16 protein-coding genes and 1 other annotated feature are annotated in these 18,726 nt (G+C 31.3%); of the genes, 7 read left to right on the plus strand and 9 right to left on the minus strand.

Translation table 11 applies throughout. The features are described from left to right. Positions 1 to 71: 71 nt before the first annotated feature. The gene (locus K7H06_RS14080) at positions 72 to 2,159 is read right to left on the minus strand and encodes a methyl-accepting chemotaxis protein (protein WP_223036674.1); all 2,088 of its coding nucleotides are present in this window, start codon (positions 2,157 to 2,159) and stop codon (positions 72 to 74) included. 415 nt (positions 2,160 to 2,574) lie between these two features. Here K7H06_RS14080 and K7H06_RS14085 point away from each other — a divergent pair, with 415 nt between their 5' ends. Next, positions 2,575 to 3,216, plus strand: a complete 642-nt coding sequence (locus K7H06_RS14085; RefSeq protein WP_223036675.1) for a lactate utilization protein — start codon at positions 2,575 to 2,577, stop codon at positions 3,214 to 3,216. A gap of 32 nt (positions 3,217 to 3,248) precedes the next feature. On the opposite strand, the gene K7H06_RS14090 is transcribed toward K7H06_RS14085, so the two are convergent. Further along, positions 3,249 to 4,175: a chemotaxis protein gene (locus K7H06_RS14090; RefSeq protein ID WP_223036676.1), complete on the minus strand. Its 927-nt coding sequence runs from the start codon at positions 4,173 to 4,175 to the stop codon at positions 3,249 to 3,251. A 401-nt stretch (positions 4,176 to 4,576) separates the two neighbouring features. Between K7H06_RS14090 and K7H06_RS14095 the strand changes: the two genes are divergently transcribed. The 3 genes from K7H06_RS14095 (at position 4,577) to K7H06_RS14105 (ending at position 9,006) form a co-directional block, all read left to right on the plus strand. Next, the gene (locus tag K7H06_RS14095; RefSeq protein ID WP_223036677.1) at positions 4,577 to 6,505 is read left to right on the plus strand and encodes an aconitate hydratase; all 1,929 of its coding nucleotides are present in this window, start codon (positions 4,577 to 4,579) and stop codon (positions 6,503 to 6,505) included. Positions 6,506 to 6,519: 14 nt separating this feature from the next. Then, positions 6,520 to 7,527, plus strand: a complete 1,008-nt coding sequence (locus K7H06_RS14100; RefSeq protein WP_223040032.1) for an isocitrate/isopropylmalate dehydrogenase family protein — start codon at positions 6,520 to 6,522, stop codon at positions 7,525 to 7,527. Between the two features lie 84 nt (positions 7,528 to 7,611). Then, positions 7,612 to 9,006 (plus strand): citrate/2-methylcitrate synthase, encoded by a 1,395-nt coding sequence (locus K7H06_RS14105; RefSeq protein WP_223040033.1) that lies wholly within the window; start codon positions 7,612 to 7,614, stop codon positions 9,004 to 9,006. A 9-nt stretch (positions 9,007 to 9,015) separates the two neighbouring features. On the opposite strand, the gene K7H06_RS14110 is transcribed toward K7H06_RS14105, so the two are convergent. Both K7H06_RS14110 and K7H06_RS14115 read right to left on the minus strand, forming a co-directional pair. Continuing rightward, positions 9,016 to 9,171: a hypothetical protein gene (locus tag K7H06_RS14110; RefSeq protein ID WP_223036678.1), complete on the minus strand. Its 156-nt coding sequence runs from the start codon at positions 9,169 to 9,171 to the stop codon at positions 9,016 to 9,018. Continuing rightward, a complete protein-coding gene (locus K7H06_RS14115) occupies positions 9,164 to 10,279 on the minus strand; it encodes a GerAB/ArcD/ProY family transporter (protein WP_223036679.1) in 1,116 nt (371 codons plus the stop codon). The genes K7H06_RS14110 and K7H06_RS14115 overlap by 8 nt, the downstream gene beginning before the upstream one ends. Before the next feature lie 159 nt (positions 10,280 to 10,438). On the opposite strand from K7H06_RS14115, the gene K7H06_RS14120 reads away from it, so the two are divergent. Both K7H06_RS14120 and K7H06_RS14125 read left to right on the plus strand, forming a co-directional pair. Then, positions 10,439 to 10,750: a LysO family transporter gene (locus K7H06_RS14120; protein WP_223036680.1), complete on the plus strand. Its 312-nt coding sequence runs from the start codon at positions 10,439 to 10,441 to the stop codon at positions 10,748 to 10,750. Next, on the plus strand, positions 10,740 to 11,333 hold the full coding sequence (locus K7H06_RS14125; protein WP_223036681.1) for a LysO family transporter: 594 nt from the start codon (positions 10,740 to 10,742) through the stop codon (positions 11,331 to 11,333). The genes K7H06_RS14120 and K7H06_RS14125 overlap by 11 nt, the downstream gene beginning before the upstream one ends. 69 nt (positions 11,334 to 11,402) lie before the next feature. Here the strand turns inward: K7H06_RS14125 and K7H06_RS14130 are convergent, their stop codons facing one another. The 4 genes from K7H06_RS14130 to K7H06_RS14145 form a co-directional block, all read right to left on the minus strand. Beyond that, the gene (locus tag K7H06_RS14130; protein WP_223036682.1) at positions 11,403 to 12,686 is read right to left on the minus strand and encodes a 2-hydroxycarboxylate transporter family protein; all 1,284 of its coding nucleotides are present in this window, start codon (positions 12,684 to 12,686) and stop codon (positions 11,403 to 11,405) included. Positions 12,687 to 12,701: 15 nt separating this feature from the next. Then, positions 12,702 to 13,874 (minus strand): NAD(P)-dependent malic enzyme, encoded by a 1,173-nt coding sequence (locus tag K7H06_RS14135; protein ID WP_223036683.1) that lies wholly within the window; start codon positions 13,872 to 13,874, stop codon positions 12,702 to 12,704. Between the two features lie 224 nt (positions 13,875 to 14,098). Continuing rightward, a complete protein-coding gene (locus tag K7H06_RS14140; protein WP_223036684.1) occupies positions 14,099 to 14,782 on the minus strand; it encodes a response regulator in 684 nt (227 codons plus the stop codon). Further along, complete coding sequence (locus K7H06_RS14145; RefSeq protein WP_223036685.1) at positions 14,779 to 16,365, minus strand: ATP-binding protein; 1,587 nt, start codon at positions 16,363 to 16,365, stop codon at positions 14,779 to 14,781. Before K7H06_RS14145 ends, K7H06_RS14140 begins: the two co-directional genes overlap by 4 nt. 248 nt (positions 16,366 to 16,613) lie before the next feature. Continuing rightward, positions 16,614 to 16,864, plus strand: a binding site (T-box leader). A 69-nt stretch (positions 16,865 to 16,933) separates the two neighbouring features. Here K7H06_RS14145 and brnQ point away from each other — a divergent pair. Next, positions 16,934 to 18,232, plus strand: a complete 1,299-nt coding sequence (gene brnQ / locus K7H06_RS14150) for a branched-chain amino acid transport system II carrier protein (RefSeq protein WP_223036686.1) — start codon at positions 16,934 to 16,936, stop codon at positions 18,230 to 18,232. A 173-nt stretch (positions 18,233 to 18,405) separates the two neighbouring features. Here brnQ and K7H06_RS14155 read toward each other — a convergent pair whose 3' ends face one another. Next, positions 18,406 to 18,708: a hypothetical protein gene (locus K7H06_RS14155; protein ID WP_223036687.1), complete on the minus strand. Its 303-nt coding sequence runs from the start codon at positions 18,706 to 18,708 to the stop codon at positions 18,406 to 18,408. Positions 18,709 to 18,726 lie beyond the last annotated feature (18 nt).

An 18,726-nucleotide genomic window follows, 5' to 3' on the forward strand; every position in this document is an offset into this window, starting at 1 on the left:
CCCTATTCCTTATATATCAAATTATAGCATAAAGAAAAACTCATCTATCAACAAAGATAGATGAGTTTTTCTTAAATAACAAATTTATTCACAGTATCCTGCATTTCTTGAGCCATTTTTGCTAGAGCTTCACTTGAAGATTGAATTTCTCTCATTGAAGCCACCTGTTCTTCTGATGATGCTGATACGTTTTGTGTTTCACTAGCTATTTCTTGGCTGATTGCCTCAATCTCTTGTACAGACGATACTATTTGCGTACTACCACTTGCCATTTCCTGCATTTTAGCAGATATTTCTTGAACTTGAGTAGAAACACGCATAATTAGGTTCTCAATATTTTTAAAGGATTTTCCTGCATGAACAACCACTTCTTTTCCTAATTTTACTTGTTCCCCACCTTCGCTCATAACGGTAACAGCTCTTTCTGTACTAACACTTATTTCACCAAGCAATGTAGCAATTTGTTTAGCTGCGCCCTCAGATTGTTCCGCTAATTTACGTACTTCTTCAGCTACAACGGCAAATCCTTTCCCTTGTTCTCCTGCACGAGCTGCTTCTATAGCAGCATTCAATGCAAGTAAATTCGTTTGCTCTGCAATACCAACAATCACATCTACAATCTGGCTAATTTCTGAAGAATGCTTGTCTAATTGCACAACCACTTCAGTAGATTCCATAGTAGATTTTTCAATGGTATTCATTTGATTTACAGCAGTCTCAATGGCTTTTCCTCCATTATTTGCCGCATCTACAGTCTTATTGGAAATATTTGCTACAATGTTAATGTTTGATGCTACTTGTTGAACACTTTGTGAAATATGCTCTATTACACTAGTAGTTTGTTCAACTGCATTCATTTGCTTTTCTGATCCTTGAGCTAAATCCACCATAGATGTGGCTACTTGATTTACAGCAAGAACTGATTCATCTGTAATAGCTGTAAATTCTTCTGCAGCGGTAGCTACTTGTTCAGATGATTGAGCAACATGTTTAATCAATCCTTTTACTTGTGTTTGCATAATATTTATGGTTTTTATCAAATCACCAAATTCATCCTTTTGATGTATATATTTATCATCCATTTTCTTAGAAAAATCACCTGCTGCAATAAGCTTTAAATGTTCTATTGTAGCAAATAAGGGCTTAGAAAATCTTTTTGAAACTGTATAGGCTATAAAGAAAACAATAATAGCTAATATACAGACTCCTACAATCATCATTTTTTGCATTTCACGAACTTGTTTTTCAAGCTCTGTTTTTTCAACAACTCCTAGTATTTTCCATCCTAATTCAGGAGAAGTATAACTCTTTATAAAGTAATCTTTTCCATCCATTCTAGTTTCAAAGCTATCCTTTTGAATATTTCCAATATCTTTTAATCCATTTACTTCTTCATCATTGACATTTTTAAAATTTAATTCTGGTTTTTTTGGATGTGCCAAGATAGTTCCTTTTTTATCTACTAACATAATATATCCGGTTTCTCCTAGATGAATATCTTTAAGCGTATTTGTTAATGCTTCTAAGCTTAAAACAACTGCAACCACACCTTTTTTGTTTCCAGCATTGTCTTTAATCACTGCTGTACTACTCATAAAAGCATGTCCACCAGATGATTTATAAGGATCCGTAACAAAGACTTTATCTGGATGCTCCATACCTTGCTGATACCAAGGACGTATACGCGCATCATAGCCTGCTTTCCACTCTTTTGGCAAAGGCCACTTTATATAAGCCCCATTTTCTTCCACACCGATGCCTATGATTTCTATTTTTGAATGAGTTTTCCCAACATGGTCTAATCTTTTTAAAATCATTTCTTGTAAACTTCCTTCAATAGGTGGTATGACTTTAACAACTCCATTCTCATCCCCCTTAGCATTCAGATAAGAGAATATATTATGATCTATTTTTGTAATAATAGGATCCGTTGCTACTAATTTAGTTTCTTCTTTGATTGCTTCAATATTACTATTTATGTAATTATCTATTTGCAATATTGTTTGCATAGTTGAATCAGAAAAATCCTCATATGCATTCTTTTTAATTTGATTACTTAAAATAATTGTACTGATAATAATAGGAATTAGTGCAATAGCTAAAAATACTGTAAATAATTTCCCCTGTATTCCTGTTAAATATTTACCACTAGCTTTCATAATCTTCACTCTCCTTTTGTCTCAAATGATTAGAAATACTTTAATATCTCTGATTATAACTTATGATGATTTCTAAAATACCATTTAAATCCATAATTTCATTATTCGACATAATTTTGGATATTCCTTCCTATAACGATTAATTATGTAATATAGTTCCAAAATTCATGCTATCTTAAATAAAATAATAGTCTATGCTTTTCTATCCATTTTTAACGGCTTTACTTTCTAAATGGTTAATAAACAAATAAAAAGTATATACTTACTTAATAGATAACATTCATTTATAATGATATTATAGACACATATTCAAAATTTTTATAATTTCTTATAGATTATAAAAATCCATACCACAGGGGTTATATCCCTTATAAAACCTTAATCGGTTATTATTATTTAAAAGGAGGATGATTACATGGATCAAAATACAGAATGGGTAATTGAACAAAAAGTACAAAGAACAATTGAAAACTTAGAAAAAAACAATATGGAAGGTTATTATGTAAAAAATGAAAATGAACTTTTAAAAACAATCAAAGAACTTATTGACGAAGAAGATACAATATCCGTTGGAGGTTCTATGACACTTTTTGAAACAGGTGTCATTGATTTTCTTAGAAATGAAAAGTATAACTTTCTAGATCGCTATGAAAAAGGATTGAGTAAAGAAGATATTAAAGAAATCTATAGAAAATCTTTTTCTGCTGATGCTTATTTTACAAGCAGTAATGCCCTCACTGAAAATGGTGAATTATATAATGTGGATGGAACTGGCAATAGAGTTGCCGCTATGATTTATGGTCCAGAGAAAGTAATCGTTATTGTAGGAGTTAATAAAATTGTAAAAAATGTAGATGAAGCCATTGAAAGAAATAGAAGAATGGCTGCACCTGCGAATGCTAAAAGATTAAATAAAAAAACTCCCTGTGCAAGTCTTGGCTACTGCACGGATTGTGCTAGCCCTGAAAGAATTTGTAATGATTATGTTTTAATTAGAAGACAAGGCATTAAAGGAAGAATCAAAGTGATTATTGTAGAGAAGACATTAGGCTATTAATAAAAGAACCCACGGATCAGCCGTGGGTTCTTTTATGCTTTATGCAAGGTATAATTATCTATAAGTTCTACTAAATTATCTATATCAGGCTTACTCATTTGAGCATCTGCTCCTACTGACGTTCCTTTATGATGTAGATCATTTGTAATCAGTGATGAGAATATAATTACAGGAAGACTACCTAAAATAGGATCCTCTTTTATTTTACGTGTCAAGGTATGTCCATCCATTTGAGGCATTTCAATATCTGTGATCAGAACATCAACCGCTTCTAAAAATCTCTCTCTTCTTTCCTTAGCTAAATTATTTAAATAATCATAGGTCTGCTGTCCATCATCAAAGAATGTAAGATTGGTATATCCAGCTTCTGTTAATACATCCTTTAATAAATTTCGAATAGTTGTAGAATCATCTGCTAAAACTAATTTAACATCAGATCTTTTTTTATTATAATGAATCTTTTCAATACCTTTATCATATCCACCATAAGACGTTCTATTAGGTGAACTGATATCCATAAATATTTTTTCAAAATCTAAAAGCATTAATATATTCTTATCCATTACAATATTTCCTATTACTTGAGAATCTGCAACGATTTCATCGGGCTTTTCAATTTGATTCCATCCTATACGATGAATCCCTACAACTTTATCTACTAAAAAAGCTACCTCTGTTTTATTAAATTCACACAATAATGCCATACTTTTTTCAATATTTGATTGTATTTCTTTTTCTAGAACATGTTTTAAATCTATTAAAGTAACTGTTTTTCCTCGAATCAATGTCATTCCAGCTACAGAAGGGGAAGTATTCGGTATTTGGGTAATATTTTTTACTTGAAAGATCTCTTTTGTTTTTACAACATTAATAGCATAGTGTCTATCTGACACAATAAACTCAAGTACTTCTAATTCCCCTGTTCCACTTTCTAGTAGTATTCCTTTTTTTTCATTCATAAACATTCCTCCTAGTAAAAGTATAATCCCGATCTAGTAAAATTCATAATAATATTTAAAACTCCCTTTGTCATAAACCTCTAATAAAATATGAACAGCATAGTCAATACTTTTTTATAATATTCTCTATTTTTTTGTGTTTCCCTTCTATTTTCGAGTAATTGTTTTATTTTTCTTGCATATTTTACATATTTTTGTAGTTATCCAGTTCTTATTATTGTCGCTTTTGTCTTTTGAAACAATTTTTTTCAACCCTATTGGAAATATTAATTTTTCTTAATATTTCCATAGACATTCCTATTGACATTGGATAAATATACATATATAATTGTATGCAATTATACGATTATATATTTTATAAATCTATTTCATACTCACTGAAAATTGAAAGGAGACTCCTTATGCCAAAAAATTTAACATATAAAATACTTGAAAAAAACTTGCTCACAGGAACATTAAAACCCGAAAATGAAATTTCTGTAAAAGTTAATCAAACATTAACACAAGATTCAACAGGTACAATGGTATATCTTCAATTAGAAGCTATGGGAATTAAAGACATACAAACAGATTTATCTGTAGCGTATATTGATCACAACACATTACAAGCTGGTTTTGAAAATGCCGATGATCATGAATTCATTAAATCAGCTGCAGCAAAATATGGAATTATTTATTCCAAGCCTGGAAATGGCATTTGTCATCAAATTCACTTAGAAAGATTTGGACGTCCTGGTAATATCCTTATTGGATCTGATAGCCATACCCCTACTGGTGGAGGTTTAGGAATGCTTAGTATGGGGTCAGGAGGTCTTGATATAGCCATTGGTATGGCAAGAGGATATTATTATTTAAAAGCACCGAAGGTACTAAACATTGAGCTTACGGGAAAATTAAATCCTTGGGTTTCAGCAAAGGATGTTATTCTTTATATTTTAAAGAAACTTACAGTTAAGGGTGGTGTAGGATACATTGTAGAATACTCAGGAGATGGTGTAACAGAATTATCTGTTACAGATCGAGCTACCATTACAAATATGGGTGCAGAATTAGGGGCAACTACATCTATTTTCCCTAGCGATGAAATCACAAAAGATTTTCTAAAAAAACAAGGAAGAGAGAAAGATTTTACTCCTTTATCCGCTGATAAAGATGCATTTTATGATAAAAAAATCACAGTCAATTTAGAAGAAATAAAGCCTATGACAGCTATGCCTCACAGCCCTGATAATGTTGCAGTTATATCAGAGCTTGAAAAAATAAAAGTAGACCAAATAGCTATTGGAAGTTGTACAAATTCTTCCTACACCGATTTGATGAAAGTAGCAAAAATATTAAAAGGAAAAAAAGTTCATCCAGATGTAAGCTTAGTCATTTCTCCAGGGTCAAGCAATATCTTAAAAATGATGGCTGAAAATGGTGCCCTTGGTGATTTAATTGCTGCTGGTGCAAGGATTCTTGAAGCTTCTTGTGGACCTTGTATCGGTATGGGACAAGCACCAAAGAGTGAAGCTATCTCCCTTAGAACTTTTAACAGAAACTTCAAGGGAAGATGCGGAACAAAAAATGCAGATGTATATCTAGTAAGCCCTGAAACAGCAGCTGTATCTGCTATCACAGGCTGTTTAACAGACCCATCAATATTTGGAGATATGCCAATGATTAAAATTCCCGAAAAATTTTATGTATCTGATAACTATTTTATCTACCCTAACAATGATAGAAAAGATTTAGAAGTAGTTATGGGTCCAAATATCAAACCTTTCCCTCTTAATAAAAAACTTACAACAAAACTTGAGGGAAAAGTACTATTAAAAACAGGAGATAATATTACTACAGATGATATTATGCCTTCTAATGCTAAGTTATTACCTTTTAGATCAAATATCCCTGAGCTTTCTAAGTATTGTTTTGGTACTCTTATAGATGATTTTCATATAAGATCTAAAAAAAGCAATGGAGGCTTTGTAATAGGCGGAGAAAATTATGGACAAGGGTCAAGCAGAGAACATGCAGCTTTAGTTCCTCTATATCTTGGTATAAAAGCTGTCATTGCAAAATCCTTTGCTAGAATTCACAAAGCAAATTTAATCAATTCAGGAATCCTTCCTTTGATATTTAAAAATAAAAATATCTATGAACAATTTGGCGAATTTGATCATATTGAATTAAATGATATCATTCATTCCCTAGAAAATCATATAGAAATGACTTTAATCAATAAAACGAAGAACATAAAAACTAAAGTCATCTTTGAAGGATCAAAGCGAGATATAGAAATATTAAAACAAGGCGGATATTTAAATTTTGCCAAAGAAACTGATTATTAAGAAAGATAGGTGAGATCATGTACAAAATAACACTCATTCCTGGTGATGGTATCGGACCAGAAGTAACTACTGCAGCAAGAAAAGTCGTTGAAGCTACAGGACTCAAAATAGATTGGGATATTGTAAATGCAGGACTCAATGTTTATAAAGAAAAAGGTGTACTTGTTCCAGATGAAGTTTATGAAAGCCTTGAAAAAAATAAATTTGCCTTAAAGGGGCCTATTACAACCCCTATTGGAAAGGGATTTAGAAGTATTAATGTAAGCCTTAGAAAAAAATATAATTTATTTTCCAATGTAAGACCTGTAAAAAGTATTCCTGGAACCTCTAGTCCCTTTAAAAATGTAGATCTTGTTATTTTCAGAGAAAATACTGAAGGACTTTATAGCGGTATTGAAAATAAACTTTCAGAAGATTCTTCTGAAGCCATTAAAATTATTACAAAAGCTGCATCTCTAAAGATAGCACAAGCTGCCTTTGAATACGCAGCAAATAACAAGAAAGAAAAGGTCACTGTTGTTCACAAAGCAAATATTATGAAACTTACAGATGGACTTTTCTTAGATTGTGCTAGAGAAATTGCTAAAAATTATCCAGATATTACCCTTCAAGAAGTCATTGTAGATAATATGTGCATGCAGCTTGTCATGAATCCAAGCCAATTCCAAGTCATTGTTACTACAAATCTTTATGGTGATATCTTATCAGACCTTTGTGCAGGACTTGTTGGAGGCCTTGGACTTGTTCCAGGAGCAAATATTGGAGAAGATATGGCTATTTTTGAAGCCGTACATGGCAGTGCCCCAGATATTGCAGGAAAAAACATTGCTAACCCTACTGCTGTTATATTATCCGCTGCTATGCTATTAAATCATTTAGGTGAAACGGAAAAATCTGATTTAATTATCAACGCTGTTATAAAAACAATTCATGAAGGAAAATTTATTACAAAAGATTTAGGTGGTTTATCTTCCACTATGGATATAACCAATAGAATCATTGAAAATATTAAAAATTTATAGCATATGAGGGAGATGAATAAGTTGAATCAATGGGTTAACGCAAATGTCCTCGACAACTTAGCTATCATAGCTAAGAAAAATAATATGACAAATCCTGAAGTAAATAAATTTATCAATAAAATAAGCAAATTAAATGAAGATGCTTCCACTTTTGATAAATTAGCAGTTTTAGCTAAAGAAAGCAATTTAATCAATCCAGAATTCTATGATCTGTATAATGTTAAAAGAGGCTTGCGAAACAAAAACGGTACAGGAGTATTGGTTGGACTTACTGATATTGCTTCTGTTGAAGGATATTCATTACAAGAAAATAAAAAGATTCCCGCAGAAGGACAATTATTTTATAGAGGAATAGAAATTAAAGATTTAGTTGCTGGTTTTCAAAAAGAAAAAAGACATGGTTTTGAAGAAGTTGTATATCTTTTACTATTTGGTGAGCTTCCTAGACAAAATGTGTTAGATAATTTTAATCATTTGCTCGATGAAACAAGACAACTTCCATCTGGTTATACAGAAAATATGATTCTAAAAATTCCAAGTAAAAATATTATGAACAAACTCCAAAGAAGTATTCTTGTTCTTTACTCTCATGATGAAAATCCAGATGATATCACTATTAAAAATGTTTTAAGACAGAGTATCGAGCTTATTGCAAGATTTCCAACGATCATCTCTTATGGCTATCAAGCAAAAGCCCATTATTTTGATCATAAAAGCTTATTTATTCACTCTCCTCAAAAAGGAATAGGCACAGCCGAAAATATTTTATATATGACCAGATCAGACAATCAATATACTAAAACAGAAGCAGAAACATTAGATTTAGCATTAATTCTTCATGCAGATCATGGGGGTGGCAATAACTCTGCTTTTGCAACCCATGTGGTTTCATCATCTGGTACAGATACCTACTCTGCTATTGCAGCTGCAGTTGGTTCATTAAAAGGTCACAAACATGGTGGTGCTAATATAATGGTCCGTGAGATGATTTTAAATATAAAAGAAAATGTATCTGATTATCATAACCTTAGTAAACTAAAAGATTACCTATTAAAGATTTTACGTAAAGAAGCTTTTAATAAAGAAGGACTTATATATGGAATGGGACATGCCATTTATACAAAATCTGATCCTAGAGCTGTTTTATTAAAAAAGAAGGCATACGAATTAGCCATGGAAAAAAACAGGGTAGAAGAATTCAACTTATATAAAAATATAGAAGAATTGACCATAGAACTCTTTAAAGAATTAAAACCCGATAAAGTCATTACTGCAAATGTAGACCTTTACTCTGGATTTGTTTATGAAATGTTAAATATTCCTCCAGAGCTATATACTCCTCTATTTGCTACAGCTAGAATTGCTGGATGGTGTGCCCATCGAATAGAACAAATCGTAAGTGATCAAAAAATTATCAGACCTGCATATAAAACCGTATCCGTTGAAAAAAAATATATCTCCCTTCAAGAAAGAAAATAACTAGGAATATTAATTTTTCCTAGTTATTTTTATGATATATAAAAAAAAATGATATAAAAGTACCATAAATATAATAGGTACAAAAATCCATTCTCCCAATAAAAGCATACTCGGAAACCATCCAGCTTTCTTAAGCATGTGTTCTATAGCCTGTACATCAAACATTTTTATCATCCTCATTAACCAAACTCATTTTCCTCTTAAAATAATTAATCATGAGTAATAATACTGGAAATATAATCTGAAAAGGTACATGGATATAGGGTGTAGTAACCTTTTGTCCTAGCCATCGTTGAAATGGAAAACTTGGTATAGTAACAATAGTGATATACATTGTAAAAATAGCCCCTAGGATCAAGATCCTTCTTTTATCTTTTATTTTAAATAATGTAATCATCCCTAATATTCCTCCATAAAAAGAGATAGTCATCTTAAAAAAACCTCCTATAACCATATTTACAATAGCTATAGCATCTACATGCATAATAACATCTCTAATATTAATTCTTCTGACTACCTCTAATAAAGGTATATTTGATCTTGAAGCAGCATCAACCCCTAATACAGAAACAATAATAATTAACGAAATCATAAGAAGAATTCCTGACATACCAACAGCCAAAAAAGATACTTTACGGATAGCTTTTTCTTTATTCACATAAGGCCAGTACATAAGAAAAACAATCATCTCTCCAAATGGAAAATTGACTACTTGAGGATATGCCGCTCCTAAAACAGGCTTTATTCCATTAGAAAGAATAGGTGTTAATTTTTTTAGATCAATATATCCAGATATACCAATCAAACTATACATATTTATAAGAAAAAACAATACAATAATGATCATGATTACACTGATACGTCCAAGTACTTCTATTCCAGAAAACAAAGCATATAAAACAATAAACATAAATATACTCACAACAACAACAAATGGCGTCTCTGGAAGAAATGTTATAATCGCTAAGTTTCCAAATTCATTTAGATTATGTGTGGATATATGAATAAAATACAATGCATAAAGGAATGCAAGGGGATATCCTATAGTTTTTCCTACTAATACAATTATAATTTCTACTAAATTTTTTGTAGGAAAACTTTTTTGCAATTCTGTATAAACCCATAATAAAATTAATCCGAAAAACATACCCAATAAAATAGCTATCCATGCGTCTTGTTTTGCATCTATTCCCAATGCAAAAAGAGTGGTACTTCCTATTTCAAACAACACAATTAAGCTAAATAACTGAAATTCATTAATTCTCTCCTTCATTTGTATGCTCCATTAAATTCTAAATTTGTTTAACTATAGTTTATACATTTACATTTTATATTACACATGCTTCTTGTAAATTATAGTAAATTATGATATTTTGAATAATGTATTAAAATAATTTTACTTTTTTTACTAGTTTGGGAGGAGGAAAAATAATTGGCAACAAGACTAGCACTATACTTATTTATTTTAGCTATTGGCGCTTTCGTAGGATTGAAAGGAAAATTGAAAGAACAAATTACTAGTAAAATGGATACCATTCAATCTTTATGTCTTTTCTTTTTACTTTTTATTATGGGCATAAGAATCGGTGTTGATGAAAAGGTTTTATCATCCTTTTTCAAATTAGGCTATCAAGCCGTCATTCTATCTGCATTTTCAGTTTTTTTTAGCGTATTATTTGTAAAATGTATCAAAGGATATATTGTAAAAGACAGTAAACAGGAGGAAGCTACAAATGAGTTTTAAAATCATAGCATCTGTGGGACTAGGGATCGGATTTGGATATTTATTTTTATCACCAGATATATTGCAACATACAGACATAATCATTGATATTGGATTATGTATATTATTATTCTTTGTAGGTATTGACATGGGAAGAAACAAAGAAGCCTTTTCAAAAATAAAAAAGATGGGACTAAAAATATTATTGGTTCCTTTTATGATTGGTCTAGGTAGTATCATTGGAAGTGTTGTAGGAGGATTTCTTTTAAATTTACCAGTAAATGAATCTAGTGCCGTAGGGGCTGGATTTGGATGGTATACATTATCTTCTATGATGCTCATGAAATATTCATCAGAGCTTAGTGCTTTAGCTTTTATATCCAATGTAGCAAGGGAGATCATTGCCCTTATTTCAATACCATTTATCGCAAGATACATTGGGGATCTTGAAGCTATTAGTCCAGCTGGTGCTACTGCAATGGATACATCACTCCCTATTATATCAAATGCTACAAACTCAAAAACAGCTATTATTGCCTTTATTACAGGGGTAATATTATCTAGCTCTGTACCGATTTTAGTACCTATTCTTATTAATCTTTAGAAATAAAAAAATTTACTTTATATACGTGCATATGAAAATCCCCTATCAATACGATAGAGGATTTTTTATCTATAAGAATATTGATAATAAGCTCGTAGCTAAAATTAACATACACGCTCCACCAATACGGGATGAGATCTGAGCAAATGGCATAAGTTCCATTCTTTTACTTGCAGAAAGTACTGCCACATCTCCTGTTCCACCCATATTTGCCATACAAAGCCCACCTGTTATAGATGCTTCAATTGGATAGAATCCTAGTAAGTGTCCAACAAAGGCAGAACCTATAGTTGCACCTACTACAGTTGTAAATACTAGTACAATGTATATTATAGATAAAGAATTAATCACTGCATTTAAATCTGTATAAGCTACACCAATCCCTACTAATAATGCTGGTGTGAAATTTGTCATAACAAATCTAAACCATTGAAATGCACCTTTTTCATATTTTTCTGGCATAATTCCTAATACCTTTACAATAGCAACACTGATGATCATTAAAGCATAAGAATGAATTGGGATAAATTTACCAAGTATTTTTCCCCATACAAAGAAAGTAGTAGATAATAAGATTCCGATACCCATCAATTTGTAATCAAGCTTCATTTCTTCACTTGCTTCTTCTTTTACAGCCTCTTGTGATTTCATCAACTTACCATTTCCAGTTAAACTAGATTTTTTCTTTCCTACTTTATCCAATAATCCTGCTACAACGATTGCCATAGCATTTCCTAAGGCTAAAGCTGGAACCATCTTTGACATCATCTGTGCTGGGTCTACATTTAATGCTTGTCCAAATATTTGAGATAAAGGAACTGCACCGGCTCCCATACCACCTCCCATAATCGGAATGGCTATATAAAGAATCGCTTCTTTTGCTCCGTATCCCATAATCAACCCTATAAGTCCAGTAAGTCCTAATGATGCCATAACGCCTCCAAGAATAACAGGTAAATATCTTACAGAAGCACTAATTAATAATTTTCTATCCATCCCTAAAATACTACCCGTGATGAGTGCTGCAATATAAAAACTTAAGAATCCTTCTCCCTTCATAAAATTAGTCATAATTTCTTTCGAACTTTCTGGAAGGATGCCATAGGTAACTAATGCTGCTGATACAAATATAATAACAATTGCTCCTCCACCTAAATAATCCTTTACAATTGGCAAACGATTTCCAAATTCGTTAAGAACTGCACCTACAATCATCATCAAAGGAAATGCTCCAATCATCCCCTTTGGAAGTGCGCCCATATAGGTTGCCCCTAAAACAACTATAGTTAAAAGTGCGAACATCGGTAAAGAAATCCCCATTATTTGAAACCCTTTATTTTCATTCAATGTCATATATTTTCCTCCTTTTTATATTCTTGCAACACCTGTATCCTTAGCAGCTTTTGCAACTGATTTTGCAACATTTTCTGCAACTCTTTCGTCAAAAGGCTTTGGAATAATATATTCTTCATTTAATTCAGCCTCATCAATAATTTCTGCAATAGCATTGGCTGCTGCCACCTTCATTGCTTCATTGATATCACTTGCTCTTACTGCTAATGCCCCTTTAAATATTCCTGGAAAGGCTAATACATTGTTAATTTGATTTGCAAAATCAGATCTTCCAGATCCTACTACTCTTGCTCCTGCCTCTTTTGCTAATGCTGGCATAATTTCTGGAATTGGATTGGCCATAGCAAATACAATATTATCTTTATTCATAGATGCTACCATTTCTTTGGTTACTACATTAGGAGCTGAAACCCCAATAAATACATCTGCATTTTTTAGTGCATCTGCTAAATTCCCCTTTTCATTATTAGGATTTGTAATTTGAGCAAGTTCCTCTTTTAATGCATTGTTTGTTTCATCCCCTTTATAGAGAATCCCTTTTCTTCCGCATACTAAAATTTCCTTTGCGTTCATATTCAGTAGCATCTTAACAATTGCAGAGCCTGCTGCCCCTCCTCCATTTACAACAATTCTTAAATCTTCCCATTTTTTATTCACTAGCTTTAATGCATTAATCAATCCTGCTGTAGTTACAATAGCTGTTCCATGCTGATCATCATGAAATACGGGAATATCTAATTCTTCCTTAAGTCTTGTTTCAATTTCAATACATCTTGGAGCAGAGATGTCTTCAAGATTGATTCCTCCAAAAGTAGGTGCTAACTTTTTTACGAAATCTACAATTTCATCTACATCCTTTGTATCTATGCATACGGGAAATGCATCTACTCCAGCAAACTCTTTAAATAGTACAGCCTTTCCTTCCATTACAGGCATAGCCGCTTCAGGACCTATATCTCCAAGACCAAGTACTGCAGTTCCATCACTTACAACAGCAACCAAATTCCCTTTTGCTGTATACTTATAAACGTCTTCCTTATTTTCTGCAATTTTTCTACATGGTTCTGCTACCCCAGGTGTATAAGCTATACTTAATTCGTCTTTATTCGTCACAGCCAATTTTGATACAACGCTGATTTTTCCTTGATGCTTTTCATGAACCTTTAATGCCTTCTTCGCATAATCCATTTTTTTCATTCCTTTCCATTATCCTTTATTTAATCTTAGCTATTTAGCTTCATCTGTTATATCTAATTATAGATAAATTGACTATTTTTAAAATATTAAGAAATTATTCTAATATTTTTCTAATTAAAAAATATATTGTTAAATTATTTTCAAATTTAGAATACCTTGAACCCATTAAAAAAACTCGTATCGACAAAATTTTGTCAATACGAGTTTTATTTATTTTATTTATTATTTTTATGAATATATCTATACCGATAAGACGGTCTCCCTCTAGAACCATATTCTATTTCCTTTTTAATACTTCCCATATTCTCTAAATAATCTAAATATCTTCGAATAGTAACCTTAGACATAGCTAAATTTTCTGATAGGGTTTCACTAGATAATAATTCTTTTTCATGTTCTTTTAAAAAGTTCATCACTCTATTGAGGGTAAATTCATGTAATCCTTTTTTTAATTCTTTTTCTTCTTTATACTCACCTATAAACAATTTATCTATTTCTTCTTGACTCACAAAGGGCTTTTGAAAAAATAATTTTTTTCTAGCTTTATAATTAAATAATGCTTTTTCTAATCTTTTAAATTCAAATGGCTTTACTAAATAATCTACTGCTCCTAATTTTAAGGCTTCATTTATTTTATCCGTATCATTGGCTGCTGTAACTAAAATAAAATCCACCATTTTATTTTGCTTTCGAACCCTTCTAAATAATTCCATACCATCGATTTTGGGCATATACACATCTAATATGACTAAATCAATTTTTTCATATTTTAATTTTTTAATAGCTTCTTCTCCATTATTGGAAACAGCTACAACAGTAAATCCATCTATTTTTTCCACAAATCGTTTATTGAGTTCCGCTAGCATAGGATCATCTTCTACCACAAGTACCCGAATCATTTTTTCTCCTCCTTAGGTATTCTGACTAAGATATTTGTTCCTTCTTTGAATTTAGAATCTACAAAAACTTGGCCATTTAACTGGTTTATACTTTTTTCAACTAAAAATAATCCTGTACCGCCTTCTTCCTTCTTCGTTGTGAATCCTCTTTTAAAGATATTTTCTATATTTTCCTGTTTTATGCCTATACCATTATCATCTACTTCTATTTCAATAACACCATCAATATCTTCAATTCTTAAGTAAATTTCCCCATCCTTTCCTTTTTTCATAATAGCTTCCATGGCATTATCTAATAAATTCCCTATAATGGTCACTAAATTTTCATTTTGAATATTTTTGTAATGCTTTTCTAGATAGGAATTAGGAGCTACTTCCATATTAATTTTAAGCTCTTTAGCTCTATTTAATTTTCCTAATATAATTGCTGATATAGTTGGATTTTTTATTTTTTTCATAAGGAAAAATCTTATTTGCTCTTGTTCTTTTACGACCCCTTTAATATACTTTCTTACCTCATTGATCTCATTTAATTCAATAAGACCTAATATTACATGTAATTTATTCATGAATTCATGGGTATTTGCCCTAAGGGCTTGAATGATTTGCCTTACCCCTGTAATTTCTTCTGCTAATCGTTTAATCTTTGTTCGATCATTAAAACTTGCCATAGCTCCTATAATCTCATCTCCATCCTTTATAGGAACTCGATTGGTTAATATAATTGTATCATTAATAATTTGTTCCTCGTTATATTCCCGTTCTCCACTTTTTAAAACTTCTAATAATCTGCTAGTAGGAAATACATCTAACACATGTTCTCCTATTACATTTGGATTATTAATATTTAATATTTTTATAGCATAATCATTTACCAAAGTAATCCTTCCATTAGCATCAATAGCAATAATTCCTTCCCTTATAGATTTAAGCATTGCCCTATTCTCTCTATACAAATAAACAATTTCATCAGGTTCTAATCCTAAAAGACTATCTCTTATTCTCTTTGCAATGATGAATGCTCCTAATATCCCTAAAAATATTCCAAATAAAGTAAAACCACACATAGTTAAAAAAGCATGTCTCCTAAATTTTTGAATATCCTCATATAACACCCCTGCCATAACAAAACCAATCTGTTCATCTTTATAAACTATAGGTTCAAAAGCTCTAATAGAAACCCCTAGCGTCCCTTTTGCCTGAGATACATAGGATACCCCTTCCTTTATAACCTTTACTTCATCTCCTCCTACAAATCCCTTTCCAATCCGCTCTTGATTTGGATGGGCATATCTAATTCCATTCATATCCGCTATGGTAATGATGTCTACCCCATCTAGTCTACTCAATATCTCCTTTGCATGGTTTTGAATTTTAGTAGCATCTCTTTCATTTAAACTCTTTTTAATATCAGGAGAATTTGATAGTATCATTGCTACATTTTTTATATTCCCCTCTACCTTTTCTTGAATATGGTCTAGTGACCACTGACTAGTAAACACAATACTAATACTTATTGAAAAAAGAATTAATACAGTAATCAATATAGTAATCCTTGTTTGAAGGTTAAAATTCTTTTTCATAGGATTTAATTCTCTCCTTGCATAAATGATAATAAACTCCTTTAATAAAAATATAATTAAAAATTTTTTATTTATTGAATTTTTATATATTATTATAGCATATCCTACATATGAATTAATTAATGAATTTTCACAAAAAAACGAATATTGGGATTTTTTACTTTAATTTACTTAAATTTACTAAAATTTCTTGACAGCAGCTAAATACTTTTCTATAATATGAAATAACGATTATTGAAACTTAACACATTAAAGCCATGATGGAGAGAAAAATACGATTCCTTTGACTACAGAGAGCTAACATAAGCTGAAAGTTAGCGTTAAAGCCGTATATAATGGTAACTCCTGAGCAGTCGATTCGAAAAATTTATTTGAGTAGTTTCGACCGGTTGTCACCGATACTTGACTATAGTTCGAGAAAAACTCTGACTAAAATTTAAGGCAGTTACACTAACTGTAAACTAGGGTGGTACCGCGAGAATAATCTTTCGCCCCTATGAATGAAGCTATTCATAGGAACGGAAGATTTTTTTAATTGATTAAAATGATGATCATTGGAGGGATTGAAATGAACAAAAAAACAAAAGATGTATTTGTGCTAGGTCTTGCTCTATTTGCCATGTTCTTTGGAGCAGGAAATTTAATTTTCCCACCTTCTTTAGGGCTGATGGCAGGAAAAAATTGGATTGTTTGTGCTGTTGGATTTTTCATAACAGGTATAGGCATGCCCCTTTTAGGTATTATTGCCTCAGCTAAAGCAGGAGGAACAATTGATGCTGTAGGAAATAAAGTAGGTCCAGTTTTTAGTAAAATATTCTCAACAGTTATTATATTAGCTATAGGACCACTATTGGCTATCCCAAGAACAGGTGCTACTACCTATGAGATGGGAATCAAACCTATATTTTCTGGATTTAGTCCAATTCTTGCATCTATTATATTCTTTGGCATTACTCTATTTTTTGTAATTAAGCCATCTGAAATCGTAGATAAAATAGGAAAAATATTAACACCACTACTTTTAATCATGATTTTCATCATCATCTTTAAAGGAGTTTCTTCACCGCTAGGTACAGCAACTATTTCAATGAAAGAAAACCCTTTATCAAAAGGCTTTATAGAAGGTTATCAAACTTTAGATGCCTTAGCATCATTAGTATTTGCGGGAGTTATGCTAAGCTCTCTTGTAGGAAAAGGCTACAAAGACGTAAAGGAACAAGTAAGCTTAACTATAAAAGCTGGATTCATTGCAGCTATTGGTCTAGGACTTGTTTATGGAGGATTGATGTATTTAGGTTCTTCAGCAAATTCAGTTTATCCTTTAGATACACCAAAAGCTGATCTTTTAATTGGAATTACTAATCACTTACTTGGAGGATTTGGAAAAATTGCTTTAGGAATCGTTGTAGCCCTTGCATGTTTAACGACTTCTATTGGACTTACAGCAACAGTAGGCAGTTTCTTTAATAAATTAAGCAATAATAAATTAAGTTATAAATTAATCGTTATCGCTACTTGTATATTCAGTGCCATTTTTGCAAATGTAGGAGTAGAAATGATCGTTAAAATTGCTGTTCCTTTACTAATTACCGTATATCCTGTTGCCATTGTACTCATTGTAATGAATATTTTTGATGAATTTGTTAAAGATGCATCTTACATTGGCGCTGTTATTGGTGCATTACTCATAAGTCTTTACGATGGTCTAAGTGTTATGGGTGTTGATGTTAGTATTTTGAAAAGCTTTATTGATGGTATTCCCCTTGCAAGCTTTGGATTTGCTTGGTTAATCCCTGCTATTATAGGAGGCATTTTAACAACATTCATGTTCGGAAAGAAAACGTCAAATTCGTCTTATGCTAAATAGTCAAAAAAGGCTGTCTAAAAATAGCCCTTGAAAAAAAGAAAAAAGGACAAATCTTATAAAAAGAGATGTCCTTTTTCCTTTTACATTATAAAATCTAACTATACTTAAAAACAGTGAAGATTATCATAACATTCTGGACTTTTTCCTTTTGTAAAATTTACTAACACAACAGCTTAATTCATCTTTATTAAATTTTCTTTATTCACAACAAAATTCATTTGAATGACTTTTTTCTTTTTTATATATACATCTTTAAAATTATTATTCAATTGTTTTTTCAATTTCTTAAAAGAATTAATCTCACTAGTTAAATAAAAATACCTACCATCCTTCGCAAAAATGTGAACAACATTATAAATTTTAAATAGTTGTCTATGGTTTCCTTCAATGATATATTCAATATCGGATCTTGTGATTTTTTCTAATCCCTTATCCCCTTTAATCTCTAAGAAATCATTTGATATTACTACATACATACTCTTATAATAAGAGTA

It is taken from the genome of Crassaminicella profunda, from assembly GCF_019884785.1.
In the GTDB taxonomy this organism is placed as follows: Bacteria; Bacillota; Clostridia; order Peptostreptococcales; family Thermotaleaceae; genus Crassaminicella; species Crassaminicella profunda.